Source organism: Amycolatopsis sp. cmx-11-32 (assembly GCF_047608695.1).
In the GTDB taxonomy this organism is placed as follows: Bacteria; Actinomycetota; Actinomycetes; order Mycobacteriales; family Pseudonocardiaceae; genus Amycolatopsis.
This window is the reverse complement of the sequence record NZ_JADNQN010000014.1, coordinates 234,445-258,555: the sequence shown is the minus strand read 5'-3', so window position 1 is coordinate 258,555 and position 24,111 is coordinate 234,445. Positions and strand designations below refer to the sequence as shown.

Below are 24,111 nucleotides of genomic sequence, written 5' to 3'. Positions count from 1 at the left end.
TCGGAAGTGGCTCTCCTCGCCGATCGTCAGGAACACCCGGCATGGTAGCCGTTCCGGCACCGCGCGTCACCGGGCCACCGGCCGTCTCATGCATTGCGCTGACCGAATCCGGCGACGCGGCCAACCATCAGCGAATAGCGCACGTCATGGCAACTGCACCGGTGCGGCAGAGGCAGACATAACACCAGGTAGCGGGTCCACCACCACTCCGACCAGGGACCAAGCAGGGACTGGCATGGTCGACTCGACTCGGTAACACGCTAGGCCCTACGAGTGGCCGGGGGCGCAGTGGACGAACCCGACCTGACCGGCGCGACCGTGTACGAGGCCGCCGACAAGTTCCCCTGGGCTGCGGTCGTTGGTACGCCCTGTCCGACTAGACCACCTACTTTTCAGCCCGTCGACTGCACACTCCGCCCCGCCTTCGTCCCGGCTTCCACGCTGCGCGACATGCCGGCCTAGACCGAAGTGGCGATTAGAACCTCACCGGTCCGGCGTAGAGCGCTCGGCGGAAACGTGGGACATGGACACAGATCGCGCGGAACTCGGCGTAACGCAGCACCCCAATGTGTTCGGCGGTGTCGGCGGCACGCAGGACGAGTTTGGCGAGCAAGGTGCCGGATCTCCGGAACCCAGCCCAGATCGAGTACCTCCAGTGGGTTCACACCGACCCGGAAGCGACAGCCAATTCGTAGAGACCCTGACAGGCACGAAACCACGACCGCTCACCATCTCACGGTGACCGCTCTCTAACCCTGCTCACGTACCCAGACAGGTCGAATGTCAAGCGGTGGCGGCCCTCGACGCTCGTCGCAAGCGCGCCGAAGCCGGGTTGCCGTGGAGCGCAGGAAACCCTAATCGCATGCTCTGCAGCTGAACCGCCATCGTCACAGTTCGGCGGAAGGACCCGAGTAGGTTGGCGACGAGGTCGATACGGTCGACGTGAGCGAACAGGGCTACATTGCCGACTCCTGCTGCATCGGCCACGGCGGGAGAGGCACCCGCTCCGAACCGGGTGTGCCGGTCCGGAGTGGTGTCCGGTCAGGAGCGGTCGAATGCTTCGGCGACCGTGAGACTGTCTTCGTACATGTGGTGCCGGGTGATCAGACCGTCCTCCACAGTGAGGTGCAGCGCGAACGTCATGACGAAACGTTTGCCGGTCGAGGCGACCACCTGCGAGCTTGTGCCCGTCACTGCGGCGTCGATCCCGTCGACCATGATGTGGTCGATGGACACGTGACTCTCGGCGGGTGGGCAGTGCTCGCTGAACGTGTGGAAGTGGTCGGCGACGTCGGCTCGGGTGGACCGGGGCCGGATCCAGGGCACGGCAGGATGGTTCTCGACCGGCCAGTCGACTCGCCAGTCGACGTTCTGTGCGTACAGTTCCGCGATGTGCTCGGGATTTCCCTGTCCGCTTCGGCGCAGAAGTTCTTCCACGACCGCCCTGGTTCCTGCCAGATTTCCTTTGGCTACTCCGGCGGTCGGTGCGTCGCCGAACTGATACTCCTGCCGGATCCGCCCATCTTCGTCCAGTCGGACGAAGATGAATCCGGTCCAGGCGATCTCCCCGCCGCGGGCGGGCACCATGTACGTGGTGAAGCGGATCGCGTCGTGGTGGCCGACGGCGTCCCCCGCGGCTCGGAAGACGAACCCGCTCTGCTCGACTAGTTGCCGGTGGGCCTCGGTGACCCGCGCCTGCAGGGCCGAGTGCCTTCGAAACTCGCCGGCGTCGGTGAACTGAGCCTGTCCTCAGCTCCTACCGGACCGCTGCGACGATCCGACGGTGGCGGTCTCTCACCTCCACTCAAACCACAGCGCCTCACGGCGCACGAAACCAGCGTTGAACGCGTTCGAGACCGCCTTCGACGGCCGCCTGGCCGCCGGACACAAATAATTTCCTTCAACCCGAGTTACACCGTTCGTTTGACAGACCCGATGGATGTCATTTTTTCTCATGGAGAAAGGCAGCGATGTCGCTGCGCGTCGGATAGTTCGGCAAGGGGGACGGTTTTTCCTGCAGGAAGGTGTCGATTACAGCGAAGGCTTTGTCGTTGTTGTCATCGAGGCCGTTCCACATGTGGTGTCCGACGTCGGGCACGAACTGGGTCCGCTCGATGGCGGGATTTTCGGCCAGAATGGTGGTGGCCCATTGCCGGACTTGGGAGGAGCACTGGGCGATCATCAGCATCGCGGGTGTGCCGGAGCGCTGTAGCCGTGTGGCGATCGACGGGGAGTCTTTGATCGTCTGCTGGATCTGCATGCTCGCGGCGGGACTGAAGGAGAAGTTTTCCGTGGAGTCCTCCTCCGGGATGCGGTTGGCGTCGCGGGCGCAGTAGGACGAGGCGGTGTCGCTGCCGAGATCAGCGGCGGTGAACGCGTTGTCGCCTTCGGCTTGCCCCACCAGTGTGGAGCCGGGGCTGAGGAGTCCGAGGCGCATGAGGCCGAACGCGACGGCGTACCTGGGGACGTGGGTGGACCGCGGCCCGCTCATGGCTGGGACAAGATCGCGTGCGCTCGGCTGTCCTTTGTGTCCGGCGAGCTGCGCGGTGGGGCCGTCCATCGGGCCGGGCTCGGCGATGATGGCCTTGTGCATCCGGGTCGCGGCAGGCGGGTCAGCCAGGGCACGGGTGAGGACGCCAGCGCCCGCGGAGAACCCGAGGACATCGACCGGCCCCTTGTCCAGGTGGTCGACGAACGCCGTGAAGTCCTGGACAGACCTGTCGATGTTGTACTGCTCAAGGGGAAGCAGGCCACTCCGGCCACCGCCGGCGTGTTCGTAGGCGTAGACGTCGTAACCGTGTCGCGCCAGGAGTTGCAGGAAGCGGTGGTCGAGCACGGCAATGCTGCGGACCGGCCCGCCGTGGAGGTACACCAGCGGCACGTCGCGCCGAGGGTTGCCGGGGGCGGGCGGGTAGTGGTACACCGCGACCTGACTTCCGGTCGACAACTCCCAGTGCCGCGTTGCCACGAACGGCAAAGCCGCGGGGTACTGCCGATCGGTCGGCACGCTCGGGACGCAGACCGTCCCGGTCAGCACCATGGCGACAAGCACCGGCAGGTAGGGCACGAGCCGACGTGTTCCCGAACGGCGGCGGGCCCGCCAGGTCGCGGCCGCCACCCCGATGGCGAGCGTCACCAGCCACGCCGCGAGGCCGGAGACCGCGCCATCGGTCAGAACGATCAGCGCCAGGAACAGGACGGCCAGCCCGGTGACGGCGGCCAGTGCGAGTCCGGCGCGTCCGGCGGCGCGTGCCAGCCGGGGGATGGTTCGTGACATGCGGGGTCCTTTGTCCGAGTTTCCAAACTTAGTTTCAAAACTAAGTTAGCATATCGGCTAGACTTGCTGCTGTGGCGAGGCCCAGAACCAACGACGACAGCGTGAAAGAGCGACTGGTGGAGGCGGCCACCGAACTGTTCGCGACCCGCCCGCTCGAGTCGATCACCGTCCGCGCGCTCGCCAGCGCGGCGGGAACGGCGACGGCGGCGGTGTACACGCTGTTCGGCAGCAAGGACGCGCTAATCGAGGAGGTGCGCACCAGGGCGGTCGCGGGACTGTTCGACGGCCTGTCCGCGGTGCCGGTCACCGACGATCCGCTCGCGGACCTCTACGCGCTCGCCGCCGCGTACCGGAAGTGGGGACGTACGCACCCGCACCTGTACATGGTGTTGTTCGGCGGGGTGAAGACCTTCGACCCGTCGGGCATGCCCGGGCCGCGCGACCCGATCCGGCTGCTGCTCGACGCGATCGACCGCGCCGTGGCGGCCATCGTCCTCGCTGGTGAAACGAAGTCGATCGCGCTCTCGTTCTGGGCGACCCTGCACGGAGTCGTAACGCTCGAACTGGCCGGAGCGCTCGACACCGCCGTCGGCGAGGTCGCCTTCCACGCGGCGATCCCGGCGGCACTTCGTGGCTGGGCACCAGCCATGCCATCCCCGGGACCACAGGCTCCATGACCTTGGCGAAATGAGTTCCATGATCTTCGACCGGCTCCGCCGCCGGTGGGCTCGAGCAGGCGTTGTTCAGCCAGGACGCCGAGACCCGGCCCGCGCTTCTTGAACGTCGACCACGACACCACGTTCGGTCCGGCGCTCTTGGCCGCTTGCAGGGTGGTTGCTGCCGCACGCAGAGTTGTCCGACGCACCGAAGGTCGCCGCTCACCGAATCCGGGTTATTCCGGATTGCACCCGGCCGTTATGCATCTCCCTGTCCCGATATCGTTGCGGCCAGGGTCGAGATTCCAAGACGACCTGCCGTTGTCGATCCACTCCGCCGCAAGCCAATGACACAGGAATTGTTGGAACGTCGAATCGGACTCGACGAGGTCCTTGGGGGCACCCGCCGCGAGTGCTTTGTCCTTGAATTCACTCCACGCCTGCCAGGCCGTCATGGCGCCGCTCAGACCTGGCGCGAAGGACGCAAACGCCGCGGCCTGCAGTTGACGTGGGGTGTTGATGGCTTCAAGCAATGGGTTGGTGGTGAGCAATGCTACTTGCCGTCCCGTATCCGTCGGAACGATCCTGATCGTGCCGCCCTCGTGCGCGTTCGGATGGCCAGGCGGAAGCCACTCGACCTTCCCGAAGAAGTCCGTCCTTCCGGTCGGCACGACCGGAAGTGCCAGACCGAGGACTTCGAGAGCGTTCACCCCTGGCATTTCGCCCGTGAGGTCGAAAGAGTTGACGGGGTCGCCGTTGACGTAGTCGTAGTTGTTCGCCGAGCCACCGGAGATAGGGTCGGTCTGCAGGAACCGGCCGAGGGCCGGGAGATAAGTGCGAGCGCCCATTTCCAGGGCCTGCTGGCTGCCGACGTGTTCGATCGGGACGGTGTGCTGACCGAGCCATCCGAAGTCCATGCCGCCCTCGGCGGTGGCCGGGATCGGGATGTCGCCGAACGCCCCGGTCACCGGGTCGATGTTCTGGCCGAACGGGTCGTACAGGTGGATGGTGCCGGTGCGGGCGGCGGTGCCGTCCGCGGTGAACAGGATGTCGCCGTGAATGTTGGGATAGGACCAGTTCGTGGCCTTGGCCTGGTCGTAGTTCTTGGTGAGCACCACACCGCCGGGCAGTTTCAGCACTCGTTGCCGCAGGTTCCCGGCACTGTCGAGGACGAGGTCGGGGCCGCCGGAGTCGGCGGCGTAGCCGTAGCGGGTGACCTGTGCGGGTTTGGCACCGTCCTTCACCGTGCGCGCCGTGATGCGGTCGGTGACGTCGCGGGTGTAGGTGACCGAGCGCCCCGCCGCGGTGGCGGTGGACACGTGGCGGCGGGTCGAGTCGTAACCGAGGGTGTCGGTTCCGACCTTGGTCGCGTTGCCGTAGACGTCGTAGGCGAAGGCGAGGGCGGTCCCGCCGCTGGTGGACAGGAGCCGGTCGGCGTTGTCGTAGCAGTAGCCGGTGCTGACCGCGGGCGCGCCACCCTTGCTGTCGGTGAAGCGGGTGCGGTTGGTGTTCGACCCCGCTCTCGGGTTGGGTCCGCAGCCACCGTCGCCGTCGTAGGCGTAGGTCAGCTGGTGGTGCGGCACGGTGGCCGCGACCAGGCGGCCGACCCCGTCGTAGGTGTAGGCGGAACGATAGGAGGTGTTCGGCGCGGCGGTGTCGGTGACGGTGTCATCGGTGATGCGTTGGTCGCGGGACCGGACGACCGTGTCCGTGACCGTGGAACCGGACACGGCCCAGGAGACGGAGGTCAGCGCGCCCGCGTCGTTGTGGTCGATCGCGAGCTTCGAGGTGTTGCCGTAACCCACGTTCCGCAGAACCCCGGCGTCGTACCCGGGCGTCGCGACGGCGATTCCGTCCAGGTCGAGGCGAGTCAGCCGGGACGCGTTGCTCCAGCGGTAGTTCAGGGTCGAGGTGACGCCTTTGACCGTGCTGGTCTCGCTGAGCTTGCGTCCGGCGATGTCGTACTTGCTGGTCGAAACCACGCCGTTCGCGTCGGTGTAGGACACGACCTGCCCGAGCAGGTCGATCACGCTGGTGGTGGATCCGCCGGCGTCGCTGATCTTCTTGACCAGCGGGTCGCCGCCCACCGCGTGGTCGTAGGTGATGGTCCGCGGCTGCTGCCCGTCCATCGCCGGGAACGCCTTCTTGGCAACCCGCCCGCGACTGTCGTAGGTGATACACAGCCACGGCTCACTGTTGACCCGGGTGGCGACAGTCTGACCGGCCGCGTTGTACACCTGCTCGGCCGTGTTGGCCGAGCCGTCCGCGTTCTTGGCCGCGGTGAGAGTCTTCGCCATGCCGCCCTGGTTGACCGCGGCGGATTTCGCGTCACACGGGTTGGCGCGGGTCTCACTCCCGTTGTAGTAGGTGGACGTTCCTCGTTTGCCGGGGTCGGCGAGGTCGCCGCCAGGCAGCGCTTCGGCCAGCCGCCGCAGATATCCGGTGCCAGGCTGTTCGAAAGTGTTGCGCTTGGTCAGGGCGAGTCCGCCGGGATCTGCGGTCGTCGACACCTGCAGCCCGAACACCGGGTCGATTCCGTGCTCCGGATCCGAGTACCCGGCCACCGTCTTCGTCGCCGGTGCGCGTTCGACGCCGCCTCCGGAGCTGCTGTCGGTGATCTTGCTGGTCTCATGCCCGTAGCGGGGTGCCAGGTTCGTACCTGGCACCGTCACCGGTGTCTGGGTCCCGGGTGGGGTCCAGGTGAAGTTCAAGGCCCCGGTGTCACCGGCGCGGTTGTAGTAGTCGACCCGGACCCGGTGCAGGCTGCCCGCCGTCGTGTTCCGGTAGCTGCCTGAGACGGCGGTGCCGGATTTGTCGGTCCAGCTGTCCACCACTAGGAAGTCGTCGATCCACAACCGCACGCCGTCGGTAGCGGTGAAGCCCACCTCGTAAGTACCGGCGGCCGGGAACCGCATCTCACCGGTGAACCGACCGGACCAGCCACCGGTGGTGGCCACGGGCCGTGTGCCGCCCCAGTTACCGACCAGGGAGCCGTCGCCGGTACCGACCCCTGTCTGCCACACGGCGGGCGGCCCGGCCAAGAACGGATTGTCATACAACTCCGCCTGCAGCCCTGCCATGCCCTCGTCATAGCCGAGGCGCCGGTGCGGCACCGTCGCCGCGCACGCCGGCGTCGGAACCTCGCCGGCGAAACACGACGCCGGGGCGGGCCCGTAACTGTCCGTCAATCGGTCGGCGTGATCGTAGACGTTGCTGATGCGCCTACCTTTCCCGTCGGCGCTCGCGACGGCCTTGTCCTTGGCGTTCCATTCCATCTTCGCGGTCACCCCGTCCGCATCGGTCACCGTCAGAGCACGACCGGCGTCGTCGTAGGTCACCGTGCGAGCGCGCTGGAAGTCCTCCACCCCGGACACTCCGACGAACGCTCGCCTGTTGTCGAGGTCGTGGCTGTACGTCCGCCCGGGTCGCGGACCCGCCGCCAGGCGGCCATCGGCGAACGGCGCCAGGATTCGCACCACTCGTGCGCGCGCCGGCTGCCACGGTCGTTCGACGAAGGCGCCGTAGTCGATCACTGTGCGTTCGGTGCCCCAGTTCTCGAGAGACGGTTGCCGTGCCACCCAGTCATAGGCCACACCGTCGCGGAACTCGGCCAGGGGGCCAATGCTGTCCTTGGCTTTCTGGCGCTCCTCGTCATTGCGTGCGTAGTCGAAGGCCTGTTTGGCCCGCAGTGCGTTCGCGTAGTTCATGTCCCGGATGTCTGCGCCCGGATTTTCGATGCGTCCCAGGGAGTCCAGCACGTACCAGAGCCGGGTTTCGGTGCCGTCCCAATACCGGATTCGACACAGCTGCTGCGCTGGGGCCGCGTCCGCGCCTTTCGGACGAGGCACACCGCCGTAACAACGGTCGCTGTTGTCGGTGTTGTAGAACAGCTCGTGCGCCCTGTCGGACACCGGATCCTTGATCTGCGTCAGCCGAGGGATCGAACCGCTGTACAGGTACTGCAAAGCGGCCGGTTTCTTGCTGTCCTGCACCGACGCCACGGTGGCCAGGGTGCCGTCGACGTTGAACACCGACATCGAGCCGGTCTGGGTCACTGAGATCCGGCCGCCCGCGTCGAAGGCGAGCACCCCGTCTTCACCCGCGGGCGGCTGGTAACCGCCGGTGGAGGCTTTGCCCCACGTGTGCTTTCCCCCGGCGTTGTCGGTGAGCACCACCGACCCGTCCAACATCTCGGCCTTGCTGTACCCGCTGCCCGCGAATCCCAGCGTCCAGCCCCCCGGCAACTGCGGCGGATCGGCCGAGTACAGCCATTCCGTCGGCACGATCTTGGGCGGCAGGCTGTGGCTGCGCTGATTGTCCGGGCCTGTGGTGCTCTTGGCCCACAACACCATCTGGGGACGTTCCTTCGAACGGTGGTACAGCTCGATCTTGATCGGAACCCGCTGGCCCGCGGTCAACGCCACCTCCCGTTCCTGCCTGGGGCCCGGCTGGAGGAACTCGTTGCCGATCGCCGCGGGATTCGGGTTGTCATAGACCAGCTTGTCGCCCACCCACATCTTCGCGCCGTCCGCGTGTCCACCGGCGAAGCGGAAGTCCCCGGTGGCAGGGGCCCGGAAGTGGCCCTCCCAGCGGACGACGAACCAGTCCTTGTTCAACGCGGGCGGCATCGGATCCTCCCGCCACGGGAAGTTCTCCGGCACATCGCTCCACATGTTGCCCCAGTCCAGATTGACCTGAGGTTCGCTTCGCACCATCACCGGAACGTCGTCCGGCGCCCCGGTGTGCCGCGAATCGTTGAAATACGACGCCCGCACCCCTCGCGGCTCACCCTGGCGGGAGTTGTACGCGAACGTCACCCCGGCGGCCCCACCCACCGACTCGAACTTCGGCCCGGCGGCTTCGACATGGACATTGCCGTTGAACAGATTCACTGTCGCGGGCCCCAGCACGTCGGTCGGCGACGGTCCAGGATCACCCACCCGCTGATTGACCGTGAAGTGCCCCACCCATTTCGGCGGCGTCACCGTTTCCGGGCCGCCACCCGGTGTGGCCGTGCCAACCGTCCAGCTGTACTTGCCGCCGTCGTGCAACACATGCAGCGGAACCGTCCACTGCGGAGTGGATAGACATCCCGAATCCACCACACTGCCCGATCGGCCGTCGACCCCAGTCGACACCTTGAAGCAGTACAGGACGCCACTGCCCACCACGGCGACCTGCAATGTCGGCGTCTCGGTGGCGACCACGGCCTGGTCGACCGGACTGACCAGACTCGTCTCCGGCGCCGAACCGCCCCGTGCACGGGGCGCACCCCCGCTCGCCAACGGAGTGAAATCGGCCGCCGGCTCCTGCATGACCGGCGCCTGCCCGGGAGTTGCCGCTTTCGCCGAATCATCCCTCGGCGCCAACGGCGGCATCATCGGCAGATCCCGTGGGACCTCGGCCGCCTCCGATCGCGGCGGAGCCACCACGGCCTGCGTCAGTGACGCGCACAACGCGACCAGGACCGCCAGCACGAGCGCTCGCGCGAGTGCCCTTCCCCCAGTAAACATCAGCACCCCAACGAGATCGTCGTCAAACGAGCGGACCGCAACCTGATCAGGGACGGTAGTGACAGTCGATGAAATCGGGATGAAACGATCAGTGACCGCTCAGATGGCTCGCGGCTGACGGATCAGTGGCGCCGGAGCAGGCCACCCATGCCACCACGGGAGGGCCCCTCCTCCCCCGTGACGCCACTCGAGGCCAGCGGCGCAGCCCGCGGCCTTCCCGATCCCTCCGTCGAGCCTTCCCGATCGCGGCACCGAAGAGTCCGTCCGTGATGGACTCGACCTCACCGGGACCGTCTTCCGGACCGCTCAGCGCCTGGGCCGCGACGACGACAGGACACTGGGTCGGCTGGGTGACCTTCGCCCTCGGTACCCCCGGCATGGGCGGCACCCCGCACAAGCAGTGGATCTTGTCGGACGCGTTGCCACAGCGCCCCTGGGCAGGTGATCTTTGCCGGCTCAGGTCATGCGCGGCAGGTCGTCACGAGGTTCGTTAGGCTGGCCTCGGCGGTGGAAGGAGAGGGCAGCGGGTGAACGACTACGAAGGTTCGGTTGGCGGAAGCCTCAGCGCGATGCTCGGCGGGATCGCCCGAACTTTGCAGGCCGAACACGATGTCGAGTCCACACTCGCCGCAATCGTGAAGGCGGCGGCCGACGACATCCCGGGTGCCGATTTCGCCGGAATCTCCCTGGTGGAACCCCGGCGCCGGATTCGCACCGTCGCACCGACCGACAACGTCGTCACCACGATCGACGAGGTGCAATACCGCACCGGTCAGGGACCGTGCCTCGACGCGATCGCCGAACACCACATCTTCCGCACCGGAGATCTCACCACGGAAACCCGCTGGCCAGCGTTCGCCCTTGAGGCCGCCGAGACCGGTGTTCGTTCGATGCTGTCCTTCCGGCTGTTCGTCACGGACAACACACTCGGTTCCCTGAATCTCTACTCCCGCGCTCGCGACGCGTTCACCGACCAAGACAACGATGAAGGCGGGCTCTTCGCGACCCACGCCGCCATCGCCCTTATCGGAGCACAGACCGAAGCCCGCCTGCATGTCGCCGTCGAAAACCGCGACATGATCGGCATGGCCAAGGGCATCCTCATGGAACGTCACGATATCGACGCCCTTCAAGCGTTTCGCCTCCTGGTGGAATCCTCACAGACCACCAATATCAAGCTGTACGAAGTCGCCCAGTGGCTCGTCGAGCACCGTCGCGAACTCTGATTGGAAGCCACGCGCTTATCGTCTGCACGTTCCGGCCCAGCCGGTGTGATGCGTATGGAGACCGGTCCCGTCGGCCGACTGCTTGACCGACGGGACCGCACTCGCACCCGCTGTCTCCAGCGTGTGGCCCGCGCCGATGCCGATATGTCTTTGTACCCCGCATTGTGCTGACAGAACCCGACTGTTGCCGTTTTCTGGCAACGACCAACATAGGGCCGCAGAGCACGCGATGTAACAGCCGCCGCGTGCATCCGCAGCGACTCGATTCTCATCAGCGCCTGTGATATCCGCCTGTGAAGGCCTTCCCCTGATCATCTCTACGAGGACAGGTGGTGACTGATTCCCGCTCTCCCGGCGACAACGCCTCCACACCGCAGACCCCGCACACCGGCCGAGACCGGACCGCCCGCCGAAGTGGACTACAAGGCCCTGTTCGAGCAGGCACAAGCCAAACTGAGCAAACCCGAGAATGCAGGCACCGCTGGTCCGCAAGAACATCGCCCGTGCCCGCCAGCAACCCGGATGCGACACCGGCGGAGGTCGTCCGCACCCCTGGAACGGATGTACGTCAGCAGCCTGACGAGCACGGGCGCCGCGGTCGGAGCCACCGCGGCCGCTGGCGCTGTCGGCGGGCGAATTCTTCTCCTCACTCGAGCTGAGCACCGTGTACGTGCTCTCGCTCGCCGAGGTCCACGGACTCCGGCTGGACGAGATCGAACGCCGGGCCATGCGACATCCACGGGCCCATGGTGCCAGGTAGCCACAGGTCTCTCCGCTCCGTTCACCAGCCTGGATGCAACTACCATGTGGCATCGCAGCAATCACAGGTCTCCTAGCGGCGGTTACGTCCTCTATGTCCGTTGGTCGCGGAGCGAGCGCTCAGACGTCCGCACATCTCCTCGGTCTCGTTCGGCAACTGGTCGAGCTTGCGTGGATGTCGCGGATCGGCGATGTCGTCGACCCCTGAACCCTGGTGGTCATGTGGCCCGGTCGACAGGACGGGCCGGTGTGACGTGCTGGCAATGAACGATCACGTCGAACCAGTCTCGCGGTGAGCCGCCCGTCATGTGGTGGACGCTGTCGGCGTCGGGGTCGTAGTCGCCTCCGATGACCCTGAACTTCGCAGTGCGAGACAGCCATTCGGCTACCGACTGTGGCCGATCCGCGTCGAGGTCCAGGAGGTAGCCGTCCAGCCCGGTTCCGCCGAGAACCGATTCGATCAGCTCGGGCGCGGAGCCCGGTACGTGGAGAGGGTCGGTTCTCGCATAGGTGGCCAGTTCGCCGTCGTGGAATGTCAGCCCGATCGAGAGGTAAGCGGGTCCAAGCCGCTCCCGCAAGTAGCTGCCCGCGTTGCGGGACACGTCCGAGGGGGTCGGAGGGAAGCCTCGGTAAAGGCCGTTGGAGGTGTGTGAGCTCGATGACCAGAACAAGGTCTTGCGACCGGTGTACCGTTGCCACCACTCGACGTTCTCAGCGAACGACTGCTCGAAGTAGGCCATGTTGAACGGGTCTTCGGGCCGGTCGTCGTGATCGTGCAGCTCGTAGAACTGAACGATCACGCGTGCTGTGTGCAGTGCCCACGTGTGGCCGACGAGACCAGCCGTCACCTCGGCCACCAGGTCGTGCGCCGCGCGAGCGCGTTCGACCCATTCCGTGCGGTTCGCCAGCTTCCGGAAATAGTCGGTGTGCGTCGCGAGATCGCCCTCCGGGCGCAGGTCGGCATAGTACGCCGCCAACTCGTCGAGACGTGCGGGAGCGGCTTCGCGGAAGTGATCGAGGACCGTGTCGTACGCCGCTGCCCCGACCGCGTGCGGGCTCACTCCCGCCAGCCGGACCGGATCATCGGGATGGTTTTGGTTGAAGTCACGGACCCATTCGACCAGCCCGAGCATCTCCTCGGTGTCGGCGAAGGCCTCCGCGTCCGCGAGGATCGCCCGAGGGTCACCGGTACCGGCGCGCGCGAACGCGTCGAGCCGCGTAGCGAGTGTCCAGTCCTGGTCGAAAGCGACCACCCGGAATCCGGCCGCACCGACCAAGAGACGGGCGATGCGGTCCTGCATCGTGAATACCTCGTGCGCACCGCGCGTCCCGGCCCCATACCCCACGATCGAGGCCCGCCCGAGCATCCCGGCCAAGGGCCGAAGATCCTCCAACGGTGCCGACGGCCGAGTGGTCGTCAAGGGGTGCGCCACCTCCTCGATCCAGTCGATGACCTCCGCTCGCAGCCTCACCTCGGCCCCCTCTGAGGTGAGGCCCTCGTCGTCATGCGGTCCGACTTTCGAGACCTGCCCGACCGAGGCGACCTTGCCCGACTGCTCACCGATGTTCTCCAAGTCCATGACGATCATCCTGAAACATCAAGCAGAGTCGAGGTCAAGACACAGCTCTCGTTCGGTTGAGCGGCGGGACCGCCGTCATAGGCGTCGGATGGGTACGCCCACGGAGCGCAGTGCGGCCTCTACGAGCGCGTTCAGCCGTCCCCAGTTCTTCGAGGCTCGCCATTCGCGATGGTGATTGATCAAGCCCGTATCGGGTGCGATCGTCCGGCCGGTGCTGCAAGCTCGAAGCGGGTACCCGCGACGGTGCCGAAGCGGCGTTGCGCCTGCTCGCACTGCACCGCGGAGACGTCCACGCCGGTCGCGTCCACTCCCCGTGCGGCCAGTGCCGCGACCGCGTCCCAGCGCCCGCATCCCAGCTCAAGAGCGGAACGCGGGTCGCCGAGCAGTTCGGCCACGGGACCGTGCCCGGGATACCGAGTCCACCCCAAGGCCTGTTCGGGTGGATCGTCGTGGCCGGTGTCGGCCGCGCGCTCGGCGTAGCGGTTCCAGTAGCCCGCGGTCATCGGACGTGGTCACCGATCTCGGCGATACCGGCGAACTTCTCACCGGGGAACCATCGGATCAACGCCGGCGAAAGAGGCTCGGCGGCCTTGCGGGCCGGGACGGAGTGCTGAGCGGAACCAGGGGATTTGTTCACGGCGTGGGAGGGCACACGCGCCACGCTAGCCGCGCCATCTCCGTTTCATTTGTGAAGCGAAGATGAGACTGGGCCGTCTGGATTTGTCGCCGATAGGCTGCATCGGCCACTGGTGTCAGGGGAGGGGAACCGTGCCCTCCGCCCCTTTGCAGGGGGTGGGGGTGACGACCTGTCAGCGGACAGCCCGCATGGCCGCGGTCGTGTCCATAGTGGACGCCCAACGCAGTACTACACGGCATGCGGTGAGTGGCGCCGAAACGAATCCCCGCCTATGAAACAATCAGCGTCGAAAGCTGACCCCAGGCCGGGTCACAGTCGAGTCCTCCCCGACAGGTTGAGAAACAGCGGGTTTTGACGATGCACAAGCATGCCGCGGCTCAGGCCGGCGCCCAGCACCGCAAGATGTCGCACAACTGCCGTTTCGGTTGATCGTCACAGGGGGCGGGACGGGTGGGCATACCTATCCAGCGCTGACGACCATTCGTACGCTGCAGGCCAAGCTGGCCGATCAGGGCAAGCCCGTGGAGGTCCTCTGGGTCGGGACCGCGGCCGGTTTGGAGGCTCGCGTCACCGCCGCCGAGGGGATCCCGTTCGAGGCGGTCGCGACGGGCAAGATCAGGCGTGCGCGCAACCCGTTGAAGACTGAAGGTCGAGAACAACACACGATCACGAGCGGCGCCGGCAGGAGCGGCCGCGTCTCGCCGCAGCAGGTGTGCGCGAGCCGCCGCCGCTGCAGTGACGGTCTTTCCGGAACCGGCATCGCCAAGGACGAGAGGTGTCGGTGCCTCGCTGTCGCGAACATCGCGTTGCTTGCCGATCGGGTTGAATCGGTGCGTCGTGGTCCTACGGTCAACGTCACCGGCCCGGCCGTCCCCCTCGCGAGTTCCACGTCGACGTTCTCGACCTCACCTGGTTCGGCTGACGACCTGACCAGGCTGGGAGCTGCGGCCCGCCGGTCATCTCGATAGTCTCGGGTGATGCCATTGTCGAAGGAAGAACGCGAGCAGTTCCTGGCCGAGCCGCGGATCGGGGCGCTGTCCGTGGTCGAGAGCGACGATCGCGCGCCACTGGTCGTGCCGATCTGGTACCACTACACGCCCGGTGGCGAACTGTGGGTGAACACCGCGCCCGGCTCGCGCAAGGCTCGCGCGATCGAGGCGGCTGGGCGGTTCAGCCTGATGGTTCAGCGGACCGAGCCGACGATTCGCTATGTGGCGGTGGAGGGGCCGGTGGTCCGGACCGAGCCGGGCACCCGCGAGCTGTCGAGGCAGATGGCCGCGCGTTATCTGCCCGCAGACAAGGTCGACGGCTTCGTGGAGTTCGAGCTGAGCCAGCTCGGCGAGCATACGGCCATCTACCTCCGCCCCGAGCACTGGATCTCGTCCGACATGGGCTCATTCTGACCAAAGCACCTCCCGGCTGTCCTTGTCCGAGAGAAACGACGCCAGTTCCTCCCCTTCCACGGTGACAGCGGCCGCTCGACCCGAGAGAAGGGGCGGAACGGCGTCACTTCCACCGCGTCGCCGTCGGGCTTCCAGGTCGCCGACACCCGGCCGTCAACCAGCACGACCCGCTCGCCGGCGACCGAAAGCAGTCGGTGCTCGTCGTCGACGATCCGGCCGCGGGTCCGTCGAGTCGGAGAACGTCACCTCGCTGATGCCTGTGAACCTGTCGCGTCTGAGCCGTCGCGTTCGGCGGAGTCCCCGCGAGCGGTTACCGTCCAGCCGAACCGATGCGGATAAGGGCTACTATGACCTGGTCGCCAGTTCACCAAGCGGTCGAACTCCACGACCCGCCGCGGCTTCGAGATCTGCTCGACGCCGGTCACGACGTGGGCGTCACCACCGCCGCCCGCCACATGCGGGCCGCGCACCCAGGGCGCTTCCAGCTCGATCCCGCCGCGCCGTGAAACCGCAGGAGAATTCGGGATTCAGCCGGACCGGCAGGGACAGTCCCGAGTACTGGCATCGCAAGCCAAATTGGCCCCCGTTCGGTATTCTGAACTGGCCCGGCGTCGGGTTGCAGGATCGGTCGGCATCCTGTTGTGGTTCCACCTCCTGCTGTCGACGTGGGTCGGCACTCTGACTTGGCCCCACCTCGTTCGTGTGTGTCGTTGGTCGATCGGTGCGTGCGCCAGTGATGACGGCTTGGTGGCCAAGATCGTGGGATGAGCCCGGCAGCCATCGTGGCGACCGTCCGTGTTGCGTCGAGTCTCGACGGTGAACTGCCGTACCGGACCCGACCCGGCATCTCATAAGAGGCGGATGTCGTGGCGGGAGGAGACGTTCAGCTTGCGGCGGACCTTGACCACATACTCCTCGACCGTGCGGCGGGAAAGGAACAGGGCCTGGGCGATGTCGCGATTGGTGTGGCCGCCTGCCAGAAGGCGGGCGACATCCTGTTCACGCGGGGAGAGTTCGCTGCCGTAGCCGCGCCTCCCCCGGGGTGAGGGGGTGGCCACGCCGGTACTGCGGGTGCGGTGGCGGCAGCGGGCGGCGTCGACCGTGGCCCCCAGGGAGTCGTAGGACTGGGTCAGCGCTTCGAGCACCGTGGCGTCGGTAAGGGTTTCGCCCTCGGCCTGCTCGGCAAGTTGGGTGGCTCGGTAGGACAGGCCCAGGTTCCAGTGCAGGTCGATCGCTTCCCGGTAGAGCCGGTCGGCCTCGTCACGGTCGTCCGCGGCCGCGGCCAGTCGCGCGCGGCAGGCGGTCAGTCCCGCTTGGGCCAGTGGGGCGTCGACGCCTCTCAGACCAAGGGCTGTTTCCGCGACGAGCAGCCGCGCGGCGTCGACATCCCCGACTGCCAGGTAGTAGTCGACGGCCTGGGGCAGGATGTCGCCTGACCACACCCACGCGCCTTTGGACCGCAGCAGCGCCACGCCGCGTCTCACGTGTTCCTCCGCCGCAGCGGGTTTTCCCCGGCTGAGGAGCATTCCCGCCATTCCGCCGGCCGCCGATATGCCCACTGGGAAGACCTGCGCTGTCGGGTACGACCCCGCCGCCTGGAAGGCTTTCTCCGCCCGCACCCACTCACCGCGTGCCGCCGCCAGCCAACCGCGCGTGAGGTGCAGGTCCGTGGTCAGCAACAGGTCCGCGTAGGTTTCGATCAAGCGGTCGATGCGCTGCTCCAGGCCCGACCATCGCCCACTGAGCCAGTCGAGCCGCACCGCCGTGGCCTCGGCGGTGCCGACGACGTATGAGGAGGTGACTCGTTTGGCCAAGGCGATCCCGTCGCGCAGGAACTCGCGTGCTCGGGAATAGTGTCCGATCCACGAGCACGCGTCCGCCAGGTTGCAGTGTGCCCGAGCCAGGTGGTGGATCTCCTCAGGGTCTTGCACATCCGACGGAGATGGCAGTTGCGCGATGCGTTCCCAGGTGCTCGGGTCGCCGATGATGAGCCGCCCGCCGAGCGTCGTGGCCAGCAGTGCGGTGCGCAAGGCTTGGGTGGGCAGGTGGTCGATGATGCCCTCCACCCGGTCGAGCGAGGTCTGATGCTCAGCGACCGACGCCGTCCCCAGGTATGGTCCGGCCATGGCCGCCATGCCGCGCACAGTACGTTCCGGTTGGTCACCAAGCAGGTCGATGGCGTGGGTGATCTCCTCGGCACCGCGATCGACCGACCCGGTCTCACGTTGAAGCAGCAGCCCGAACCACAGATGCACCTGCCCTCGCACATCCGGGGCCAGGCGCGGGTCCGACAGCAGGCTTTCGACTCGCGCGGTAACCGCGCCGCCGGGTAGTCCCGTCAGGGCGTAGTCACACAGCTTGGTCGCCAACCGGTTCGTGGCTTCGGGACTGGTCTCCGCATCGACCAGCACCTCGAACAGCAGGTCGACCGCGGTGGACACGTCTTTCACGTCCTCCGCCGCCTTGGCGGCGAGTTCGCTGTACCGCAACCACTCGCCCTTCAGACCCGCCGCCTTGGCGTGCGCGGACAGGCGAGCGACAGGTGCGTGATCGAGGGCGGACAGCGCGGCTATCGCACGTTCGTGCAGTTCCCGCCGCAGCGGACCGGGAAGCGAAGCATACACCGCGCGCCTGGCGATGTTGTGCCGGAAACCGTACCTGTTGACCGCTTCCTCCACGAGCACACCGGATTCCACCGACGCGATCAGGTGTGCCGCTTTCGCCTCACCCGCCACGGCGCCCAGTACCTCGGGCGTCTCCGGGACGCCCAGCACCGCGGCGGCCTCGGTGATGATCCGCGCGGCGTCAGGCAGGGTTCCCAGCTGCTCCTTGATCGCGTCCGCCACCGCGGGCGGCACGTCGATCCCGTCGAGGACGCGCCGGGCGAGGTCACCTTCGGCGCGCACGTCCCGCACCGGGTCACCCAGCGCCCGCACCGTTTCCTCGACCACGAACGGGATCCCCGCCGTCTCGTGCAGGACGGCCTCGGCGAACCCCCGCGACGTCACGGCGGCCCCCACGAGGGCGTCGATCATGGTGCGCACCTCCGCCGTGCCGAAAGGGCGCAGGAGCAGGTTGACCCCGGTGACTCCGTGCGGGACATGGAAGGCGTGGCCGAGTGGCGCCCCCGACGGCAGGTCCTCGCGGCGGTAGGTCACTACGATCGACAAGTCCGGTGGCGGGTTCGCCATCACGAATCGCAACACCCGGCGGGTCTCTTCGTCCGCCCAGTGCAGATCCTCGAGCACGAGCACGGTCGGCCCCAGTGAACGGAGCAGATCGCGCAGGGCGCGGAAGACTCGGTGCCGCTCGGCGTCGGGATCGCCGAGGGCACGTGGCGCCGGCGGCAGACGGTCGGCGAGTTCGGGCAGATAGTCCCGCAGCGCACCGGTCACCGGACCGGGCTCGCCCAGCCGGGCATCGCACTGGCTGAGGCAGTCGAGGAGCACTCCGTACGGGAACGGCTCGGGCAACGGCAGGCACGAACCCATGACCACACGCGGGGCTCCCTCTCGGGCGGCTGCGGCGGCGAATTCGGAGACCAGTCTGGTCTTGCCCACTCCGGCCTGACCCTCCACGAAAACAGCCGACGGCGGGTTCCTCGCCGCGCCGAGCATCGCGGTGAGGTCCGTGTTCCGGCCGATCATCGGCAGCGAGCGGGATCGGACGGAGAGGGAATTCGCGCAGCCATCAACCATGCTCGCTCCTGTCCGTGATCCGCCCGCAGAGGATCCCGACATGGTAGGTCGGCGGACGCGGGTGCCATAACCCCGCGAGCTACCGCACTTGCGTCCACACAGGATCAGGTACCGATACGGGTCGCGACCACACTTGTTCCCCTGCCTCCCAGGACGAAGGGTGATTCCCCGAGCGGCTTGATGTCACAACCCCGCCCTACGGCCGTTCGAACGCACGATGGAGGAATCGATGCAACAGTGCAGAACGCGATGGATATCAACCCTGTTCACCGTCGCGGTCGCCGCCGCGGCAGTGGTGACGACCGCGGGCGTGGCCGTGGCACAGCAGGCGAAAGCGGCTGTCGTCCAAGCCGATCGGCATTACACCGGGCAGTACATCGTGGTGCTCGGGGGTGGCGCCCGTGCCGCGGCGGACGGCCACGCCGCGACACTCACCCAGCGCTACGGCGGCGAGGTGACCGACACGTACTCGGTCACGCTGAACGGGTTCTCGGTCCGAGACCTTACCGAGCGGCAGGCGCGGCGACTGGCCGCCGACCCGTCGGTCAAGGCAGTACACCAGGACGGCACGACCAGGGCCGCGGGTGAGCAGCCGAGTCCGCCGTCGTGGGGTCTGGACCAGATCGACCAGCGAACCGCCACCCTGGACAAGAAGTACACCTTCCCGAACTCGGGTGAGGGTGTGACCGCCTACGTCATCGATTCCGGGGTGCAGACCCAGCACCCCGAGTTCGAGGGCAGGGCGAGCCACGGCTACGACTTACTCGACAACGATACCGACGCCGGCGACTGCTACTGGCACGGCTCGCACGTGGCGGGGACGATCGCGGGCAAGACCGTCGGTGTGGCGAAGAAGGCCAAGGTCGTGGCCGTGCGCTCACTGGACTGTAAAGGGTCCGGCCCGGACTCGGCCACGGTCAGCGCCATGGAGTGGGTGGCCAAGAACGCCGTCAAGCCCGCGGTGGTGAACATGAGCCTGGGCATGGATGCGCTCGGCGTCGGGGACGAACAGGTCAAGGCCTTGGTGGCCAAGGGGATCGTCGTGGCCGTCTCCGCGGGCAACGACGGCAAGGACGCGTGCGCCGTCAGCCCGGCGCGCGTCCCGGAGGCGCTCACCGTCGGCTGGTTCAACAAGGACCGCACCCGCGGCGGGAACTACGGCCGCTGCATCGACCTCTTCGCACCGGGCGGCAACATCTACTCCAGTGACAACGCCGGATCGTTCCGTACCGCCAGCGGTACGTCCATGGCCTCCCCGCACGTCGCGGGCGGGGCTGCGCTGTATCTGGCCGCGAACCCCGGCGCGACCCCGCAGCAGGTCAGCGACGCGCTGGTGCGCAGCGCGACCCTAGACCTGATCACCAACCCCGGGACGGCCTCGCCGAACAAGCTGCTTTACGTCGGCGACCTGGGTGGCGGCCCGCCGCCCGAGTGCGGGGTCAAGAGCAACGATCAGGATGTGGCCATCCCCGACGCGGACGCCGCGGTGGGCAGCTCTGTGAGCCAGGATTCCTGCGATGGCAAGGCCTCGGCCACGCTGGCGGTGCGAGTGGACATCGACCACGGCTACACCGGAGACCTCGCCATCGACCTGGTCGGGCCGAGCGGGTCGTCCTATCCGCTCAAACGCGCGGGTGGCGTCGGCGAATCCGGCGGCGTGCACCAAAGCTTCACCGTCGACGCCTCGCGCGAGGACGCGAACGGCACGTGGCGGCTCTCGGTGCGCGACATCTACCGGTTCGACGTCGGCACGCTCACGGGCTGGTCGATCACATTCTGACCGAAGTGGACAGACAGCGCCGTCCACTCTCCCTCTCCATCCTCGCCCTCGAAGGAGAACGATGAGATCACCACGCTTCGCCGTAGCACTCACCCTGGCACTGGCCACGGCGACCCTGCCGATCATGCACACCGCGGACGCCGCGCCGACCGACGAGATCAGTATCGCGGCGACCCCGACCGACCAGCTCCGCGCGGGAGACGTGGGAACCCGGATCGTCAACGGGGAACGCACCACCGTCAAGGAATACCCGTTCGTCATCGCCGGTATGCGTGTCGGGGGCGGTGGCCCGCAGGGGCAGTCCTGCACCGCCTCCGTGGTCGGCAAACGCAAGATCCTGACCGCGGCGCACTGCATGGTCGACACTACTGGCGCCAAGAGCTACTTCTACGGCGACGACGACCTGAACACCCCGGGCGACGAGACGTTCCGCACGGCCGTCGCCTCGTACAAGACCCACCCCGGCTACACCGGCTCCGGCGGCTGGCGGACCGGCTACGACGTCGCGGTGGTCACCACCGTCGACGACCTCCCGGTGCCGGAAAGCCAGTGGGCCAAGGTGGCAGGCTCGGGAGACAGCGCGCTGACCCAGCCCGGCAAGTCCGGCACGTCCCTCGGCTACGGCAAGACGTCGGCGGGCGGCGGCTCCGGTGAACTACGCAAGACCACCTTGCCGGTCAACGACCCCAGCGGCTGCCAGGTCTTCGACATCCGGGTCAACGGCGACCTGATGGTGTGCACCGGCTACAACGACGGACGCACCGCCAACTGTTCCGGCGACAGCGGCGGGCCGTTCATCGTCGATGGCGTGATCGTCGGCGTCTCGTCGTGGGGCTCCAGCGCCTGCGACCGCTACAGCATCATGGCGCGCCTGACCAACGCGATGGGTGACTGGGCCCGCACCGAGATCGGCGGAACCCAGCCAGGCGACGGCAAGTTCGGCATGGCCTTGTCGCCGGCCTCCGGCAAGACCGAGGCCGGTAAGCACGTCTCCACCAGCATCACCACCACGGCGGGCGACCAGGGCCCGGAGAAGCTGGACCTGAGCGCGTCCGGCCTGCCCAACGGAACGACGGCCACTTTCCAGCCCTCGACGACTGTCAACTCCGGTGAGGTGGCCAAGCTGACCCTGCAGACCTCGGCGAGCACCCCGGCGGGTACCTACAAGGTCACCATCACGGCCAAGGGCGCTTCTGGTTCCAAGACCGCTGAGTTCACGCTCACGGTCGGTGACGGCGGCACCACCGATGGCCCGAAGCCGTCCACCTCGCCGAACTCCGGCACCGTCCCGCCCGGTGGCTACACCAACGCGACGATCACCGTCACCGGCGGCACGGGTCCCATCCGGCTCAGCGGCGCCGGCCTGCCCTACTCGCCGATGTTCTCACCGCGGACCGTCGTTTCCGGCGGCACTTCGCGAATGACGATCATGGGCCCGTACCAGCGTGGCACCTACAAGGTGACCATCACCGCGACGGACAGCACCGGCAAGACCGGGATTACGGAGTACACCCTCACGGTCCGATGATCCACGGACCGGCGGCTCCATGATCCGGAACCCCGCTCACCGGTAACCGTGGAGCCCGTGACCGCCCAAGCGGCCGCGGGCTCCACGGCCCTGTCCCAGACCCGCAGTGACCACGAAATTCTGGGAGAGGAGGCGTTCGCGGTGATCGGGTCGGCTTCGGTGGACTGCTGGCGGCGCCAGGCGACTACCTCGACGCGCTGGTCGCGAAGGTCCGTGACGGCCACGCCGTCCGTAACAAGGCCGCTCACATCGCCGTCGGTGTCGATCTGGACGGCGTGAAGCACATGCTGGGGATCTGGGTTCAGGCCACCGAAGGTGGCGACGTTCTGGGCCGGGGTCTGCGCCGAGTCACGCAACCGCGGAATCCGGGACGTGCTCATCGTGTGCTGCGACGCCCTCACCGGGTATCCCGAGGCCATCGAGGCGACCTGGTCGCAGACCACCGTGCAGACCTGCACGGTCCACCTGATCCGCGCGGCGATGCGGTTCGCGTCCTACACCGACAGCAGGAAGATCGCCGCCGCACTGCGCCGCCTGGTTGTGCATCGCCGCGAGTACCCGGTGACGGGCACGCAGCACGTCTCGCTGCGACTGTGCCCCCAGCAACGACAACAGCGCCCGGTGATCCGGATCGCACAACCGGGTCTCGGCGCCGGATCAGAACAACGTGTTGTCGGCAGGAGCGTGCGGCAGGCGGGTTTTCGCTTGTCGTAGCAGGTAGTTCCAGCCGGCTTCGATTTGAGCGGGTGGCCAGACTTGTTCGCGTTTGTGGCGGGTTTCGGTCTCGTCGGACCAGGTGGCGGGGCCGCCTGCGGCGGCAGCGAGCAGTTGGGTGCGGCAGGCTCGTTCGAGCAGGACGGCGTACATCACCGCGGTTTGGGGATCAGGCCCGACGGTGACCGCACCGTGGTGAGGGATGAGGATCGCGTCGGCGTCGCCGAGCCGGTGGGCGAGGGCCTGGCCGAGGCCGCCGGTGTCGATGAGCGCACCGGTGTCGGTGAACCGCGGCAGTTGCGGCTGGCAGAACGGGACGGCGTCATGGGAAATCGGCCGCAACGGAGTGTTCAGCGAGGCGAAGGCGGCCAGAGCGGGGGCGTGGGTATGCACGACGCAGGTCACGTCCGGGCGGGCGGCCATGATCTCGGTGTGAATGGGGAATTCCAGGTGCCGCCGTCCGGCGCCGGCCAGCACCGAGCCGGCCCGGTCCACCAGGACGACCTTGAAGGGGTCGATCTCGTCGAATCCCCACCCGGACGCCTTCATCCAGACGCCGTCGCCGTCGGGGTCGCGCACCGAGGCGTGTCCCCAGACCATGTCCGTCAATCCCGCGGCGGCCAGGGCGTGGCCGGCGGCGGCGACGGTGTGCCTTACATCGGTCATGACTGGCCTCCGCTCATCGAAGGGTGCGCGGGGTGGCGTGGTCGAGGAGCACGACGTCGGTACCCGGTGGGGCGAGCTTGGTGAGCAGCTGATGGTGCATCTGCTGGTGGGCGGGAGCGAGTCCGGCCTGGTGGATGGGAACGGCCACGGCCGGGCGGGTCGCCCGCACGTAGTCGACCGCCTCCGACAACCTCATCCACGGTCCGCCTGCCGGGATCAGCACGATGTCGGCGTTCCCGGGCGGCCGATCGAACGAGTCACCCGGGTGGAACAAGGCGTCGTCGAGCAAGTAGCCGAGGTTGCCGCCGCCGGGCAGGTCCGGATGGATCGGGGCGTGTGCGCCACCGGTTACCGTGACGGTGACTCCTTCGGCGTCCAGCGTGTCGCCCGGGGCGACCCGCCGGCGTGGGCAAGCCAGATCCGGAAACCGGTCGTCGGCGTCGGCGCCGTGCACAAGCCGTGCCCGCGGGTTGTGTGCCGCGAGGGCGGAGACGCGGCTGTCGTCGCAGTGATCGGGGTGGGTGTGGGTGAGCACGATCAGATCGAGGTCACGAAGCTCGTCGAAACCGTGGGAGTAGGTGCCGGGGTCGAACAGGATCCGGACCGGCCGGTCGCGGCCGGTGAGTTCGGCGAGCACGCAGGCGTGTCCGTAGTGCGTGAGGTCCACTGAGGTG

The 24,111-nt window shown here is 67.4% G+C and carries 17 protein-coding genes and 1 pseudogene; 8 read left to right on the top strand and 10 right to left on the bottom strand.

Going from position 1 to position 24,111, the window contains the following annotated elements; translation table 11 throughout:
- Positions 1-475: 475 nt before the first annotated feature.
- From ACM6LR_RS33170 to ACM6LR_RS33160, 3 genes are all read right to left on the bottom strand, one after another.
- Positions 476-613: a hypothetical protein gene (locus ACM6LR_RS33170; protein ID WP_414941684.1), complete on the bottom strand. Its 138-nt coding sequence runs from the start codon at positions 611-613 to the stop codon at positions 476-478.
- 428 nt (positions 614-1,041) lie between these two features.
- The gene (locus tag ACM6LR_RS33165) at positions 1,042-1,587 is read right to left on the bottom strand and encodes a nuclear transport factor 2 family protein (protein ID WP_414945207.1); all 546 of its coding nucleotides are present in this window, start codon (positions 1,585-1,587) and stop codon (positions 1,042-1,044) included.
- A gap of 355 nt (positions 1,588-1,942) precedes the next feature.
- The gene (locus ACM6LR_RS33160; protein ID WP_414941685.1) at positions 1,943-3,277 is read right to left on the bottom strand and encodes an alpha/beta hydrolase; all 1,335 of its coding nucleotides are present in this window, start codon (positions 3,275-3,277) and stop codon (positions 1,943-1,945) included.
- Between the two features lie 71 nt (positions 3,278-3,348).
- Between ACM6LR_RS33160 and ACM6LR_RS33155 the strand changes: the two genes are divergently transcribed.
- Positions 3,349-3,954: a TetR/AcrR family transcriptional regulator gene (locus ACM6LR_RS33155; RefSeq protein WP_414941686.1), complete on the top strand. Its 606-nt coding sequence runs from the start codon at positions 3,349-3,351 to the stop codon at positions 3,952-3,954.
- Between the two features lie 215 nt (positions 3,955-4,169).
- On the opposite strand, the gene ACM6LR_RS33150 is transcribed toward ACM6LR_RS33155, so the two are convergent.
- Positions 4,170-9,446, bottom strand: a complete 5,277-nt coding sequence (locus ACM6LR_RS33150) for a DUF2599 domain-containing protein (RefSeq protein ID WP_414945206.1) — start codon at positions 9,444-9,446, stop codon at positions 4,170-4,172.
- 527 nt (positions 9,447-9,973) lie between these two features.
- Here ACM6LR_RS33150 and ACM6LR_RS33145 point away from each other — a divergent pair.
- Positions 9,974-10,672: a GAF and ANTAR domain-containing protein gene (locus tag ACM6LR_RS33145; protein WP_414941688.1), complete on the top strand. Its 699-nt coding sequence runs from the start codon at positions 9,974-9,976 to the stop codon at positions 10,670-10,672.
- Positions 10,673-11,649: 977 nt separating this feature from the next.
- On the opposite strand, the gene ACM6LR_RS33140 is transcribed toward ACM6LR_RS33145, so the two are convergent.
- The 3 genes from ACM6LR_RS33140 to ACM6LR_RS33130 all read right to left on the bottom strand — a co-directional run bounded on the left by ACM6LR_RS33140 (position 11,650) and on the right by ACM6LR_RS33130 (position 13,663).
- Complete coding sequence (locus tag ACM6LR_RS33140) at positions 11,650-13,011, bottom strand: erythromycin esterase family protein (protein WP_414945205.1); 1,362 nt, start codon at positions 13,009-13,011, stop codon at positions 11,650-11,652.
- 179 nt (positions 13,012-13,190) lie between these two features.
- Positions 13,191-13,514, bottom strand: a complete 324-nt coding sequence (locus tag ACM6LR_RS33135) for a hypothetical protein (RefSeq protein WP_414941691.1) — start codon at positions 13,512-13,514, stop codon at positions 13,191-13,193.
- Positions 13,511-13,663, bottom strand: coding sequence for a hypothetical protein (locus tag ACM6LR_RS33130; protein ID WP_414945204.1), 153 nt, complete (start codon positions 13,661-13,663; stop codon positions 13,511-13,513). Before ACM6LR_RS33130 ends, ACM6LR_RS33135 begins: the two co-directional genes overlap by 4 nt.
- Before the next feature lie 410 nt (positions 13,664-14,073).
- Between ACM6LR_RS33130 and ACM6LR_RS33125 the strand changes: the two genes are divergently transcribed.
- From ACM6LR_RS33125 to ACM6LR_RS33115, 3 genes are all read left to right on the top strand, one after another.
- Positions 14,074-14,616, top strand: coding sequence for a glycosyltransferase (locus tag ACM6LR_RS33125; RefSeq protein ID WP_414945203.1), 543 nt, complete (start codon positions 14,074-14,076; stop codon positions 14,614-14,616).
- A 9-nt stretch (positions 14,617-14,625) separates the two neighbouring features.
- The gene (locus tag ACM6LR_RS33120) at positions 14,626-15,051 is read left to right on the top strand and encodes a pyridoxamine 5'-phosphate oxidase family protein (protein WP_414941695.1); all 426 of its coding nucleotides are present in this window, start codon (positions 14,626-14,628) and stop codon (positions 15,049-15,051) included.
- 347 nt (positions 15,052-15,398) lie between these two features.
- Complete coding sequence (locus tag ACM6LR_RS33115; RefSeq protein WP_414941696.1) at positions 15,399-15,557, top strand: hypothetical protein; 159 nt, start codon at positions 15,399-15,401, stop codon at positions 15,555-15,557.
- 342 nt (positions 15,558-15,899) lie between these two features.
- Here ACM6LR_RS33115 and ACM6LR_RS33110 read toward each other — a convergent pair whose 3' ends face one another.
- Positions 15,900-18,749, bottom strand: coding sequence for an ATP-binding protein (locus ACM6LR_RS33110; RefSeq protein WP_414941697.1), 2,850 nt, complete (start codon positions 18,747-18,749; stop codon positions 15,900-15,902).
- Positions 18,750-18,978: 229 nt separating this feature from the next.
- Here ACM6LR_RS33110 and ACM6LR_RS33105 point away from each other — a divergent pair, with 229 nt between their 5' ends.
- The 3 genes and pseudogenes from ACM6LR_RS33105 to ACM6LR_RS33095 all read left to right on the top strand — a co-directional run.
- Positions 18,979-20,529, top strand: a complete 1,551-nt coding sequence (locus ACM6LR_RS33105) for a S8 family serine peptidase (protein ID WP_414941698.1) — start codon at positions 18,979-18,981, stop codon at positions 20,527-20,529.
- 61 nt (positions 20,530-20,590) lie between these two features.
- On the top strand, positions 20,591-22,057 hold the full coding sequence (locus ACM6LR_RS33100; protein ID WP_414941699.1) for a trypsin-like serine protease: 1,467 nt from the start codon (positions 20,591-20,593) through the stop codon (positions 22,055-22,057).
- A gap of 176 nt (positions 22,058-22,233) precedes the next feature.
- Positions 22,234-22,588: pseudogene (locus ACM6LR_RS33095) on the top strand (transposase); the annotation flags it as partial.
- 126 nt (positions 22,589-22,714) lie between these two features.
- Here ACM6LR_RS33095 and ACM6LR_RS33090 read toward each other — a convergent pair.
- Together ACM6LR_RS33090 and ACM6LR_RS33085 are read right to left on the bottom strand one after the other, a co-directional pair.
- Positions 22,715-23,437: a class II aldolase/adducin family protein gene (locus ACM6LR_RS33090; RefSeq protein ID WP_414941701.1), complete on the bottom strand. Its 723-nt coding sequence runs from the start codon at positions 23,435-23,437 to the stop codon at positions 22,715-22,717.
- Between the two features lie 13 nt (positions 23,438-23,450).
- Positions 23,451-24,104 carry an MBL fold metallo-hydrolase gene (locus tag ACM6LR_RS33085; RefSeq protein WP_414941702.1) on the bottom strand — a complete coding sequence of 218 codons (654 nt, stop codon included), beginning with the start codon at positions 24,102-24,104 and terminating at the stop codon, positions 23,451-23,453.
- Between the last annotated feature and the right edge of the window lie 7 nt (positions 24,105-24,111).

Coding starts and splice junctions, on each gene's coding strand:
- ACM6LR_RS33165 (WP_414945207.1), bottom strand. CDS start 1,587: ATGGTGCCCGCCCGCGGCGGGGAGATCGCCTGGACCGGATTCATCTTC.
- ACM6LR_RS33160 (WP_414941685.1), bottom strand. CDS start 3,277: ATGTCACGAACCATCCCCCGGCTGGCACGCGCCGCCGGACGCGCCGGA.
- ACM6LR_RS33150 (WP_414945206.1), bottom strand. CDS start 9,446: ATGTTTACTGGGGGAAGGGCACTCGCGCGAGCGCTCGTGCTGGCGGTC.
- ACM6LR_RS33140 (WP_414945205.1), bottom strand. CDS start 13,011: ATGGACTTGGAGAACATCGGTGAGCAGTCGGGCAAGGTCGCCTCGGTC.
- ACM6LR_RS33135 (WP_414941691.1), bottom strand. CDS start 13,514: ATGACCGCGGGCTACTGGAACCGCTACGCCGAGCGCGCGGCCGACACC.
- ACM6LR_RS33120 (WP_414941695.1), top strand. CDS start 14,626: ATGCCATTGTCGAAGGAAGAACGCGAGCAGTTCCTGGCCGAGCCGCGG.
- ACM6LR_RS33115 (WP_414941696.1), top strand. CDS start 15,399: ATGACCTGGTCGCCAGTTCACCAAGCGGTCGAACTCCACGACCCGCCG.
- ACM6LR_RS33110 (WP_414941697.1), bottom strand. CDS start 18,749: ATGGTTGATGGCTGCGCGAATTCCCTCTCCGTCCGATCCCGCTCGCTG.
- ACM6LR_RS33105 (WP_414941698.1), top strand. CDS start 18,979: ATGCAACAGTGCAGAACGCGATGGATATCAACCCTGTTCACCGTCGCG.
- ACM6LR_RS33100 (WP_414941699.1), top strand. CDS start 20,591: ATGAGATCACCACGCTTCGCCGTAGCACTCACCCTGGCACTGGCCACG.
- ACM6LR_RS33090 (WP_414941701.1), bottom strand. CDS start 23,437: ATGACCGATGTAAGGCACACCGTCGCCGCCGCCGGCCACGCCCTGGCC.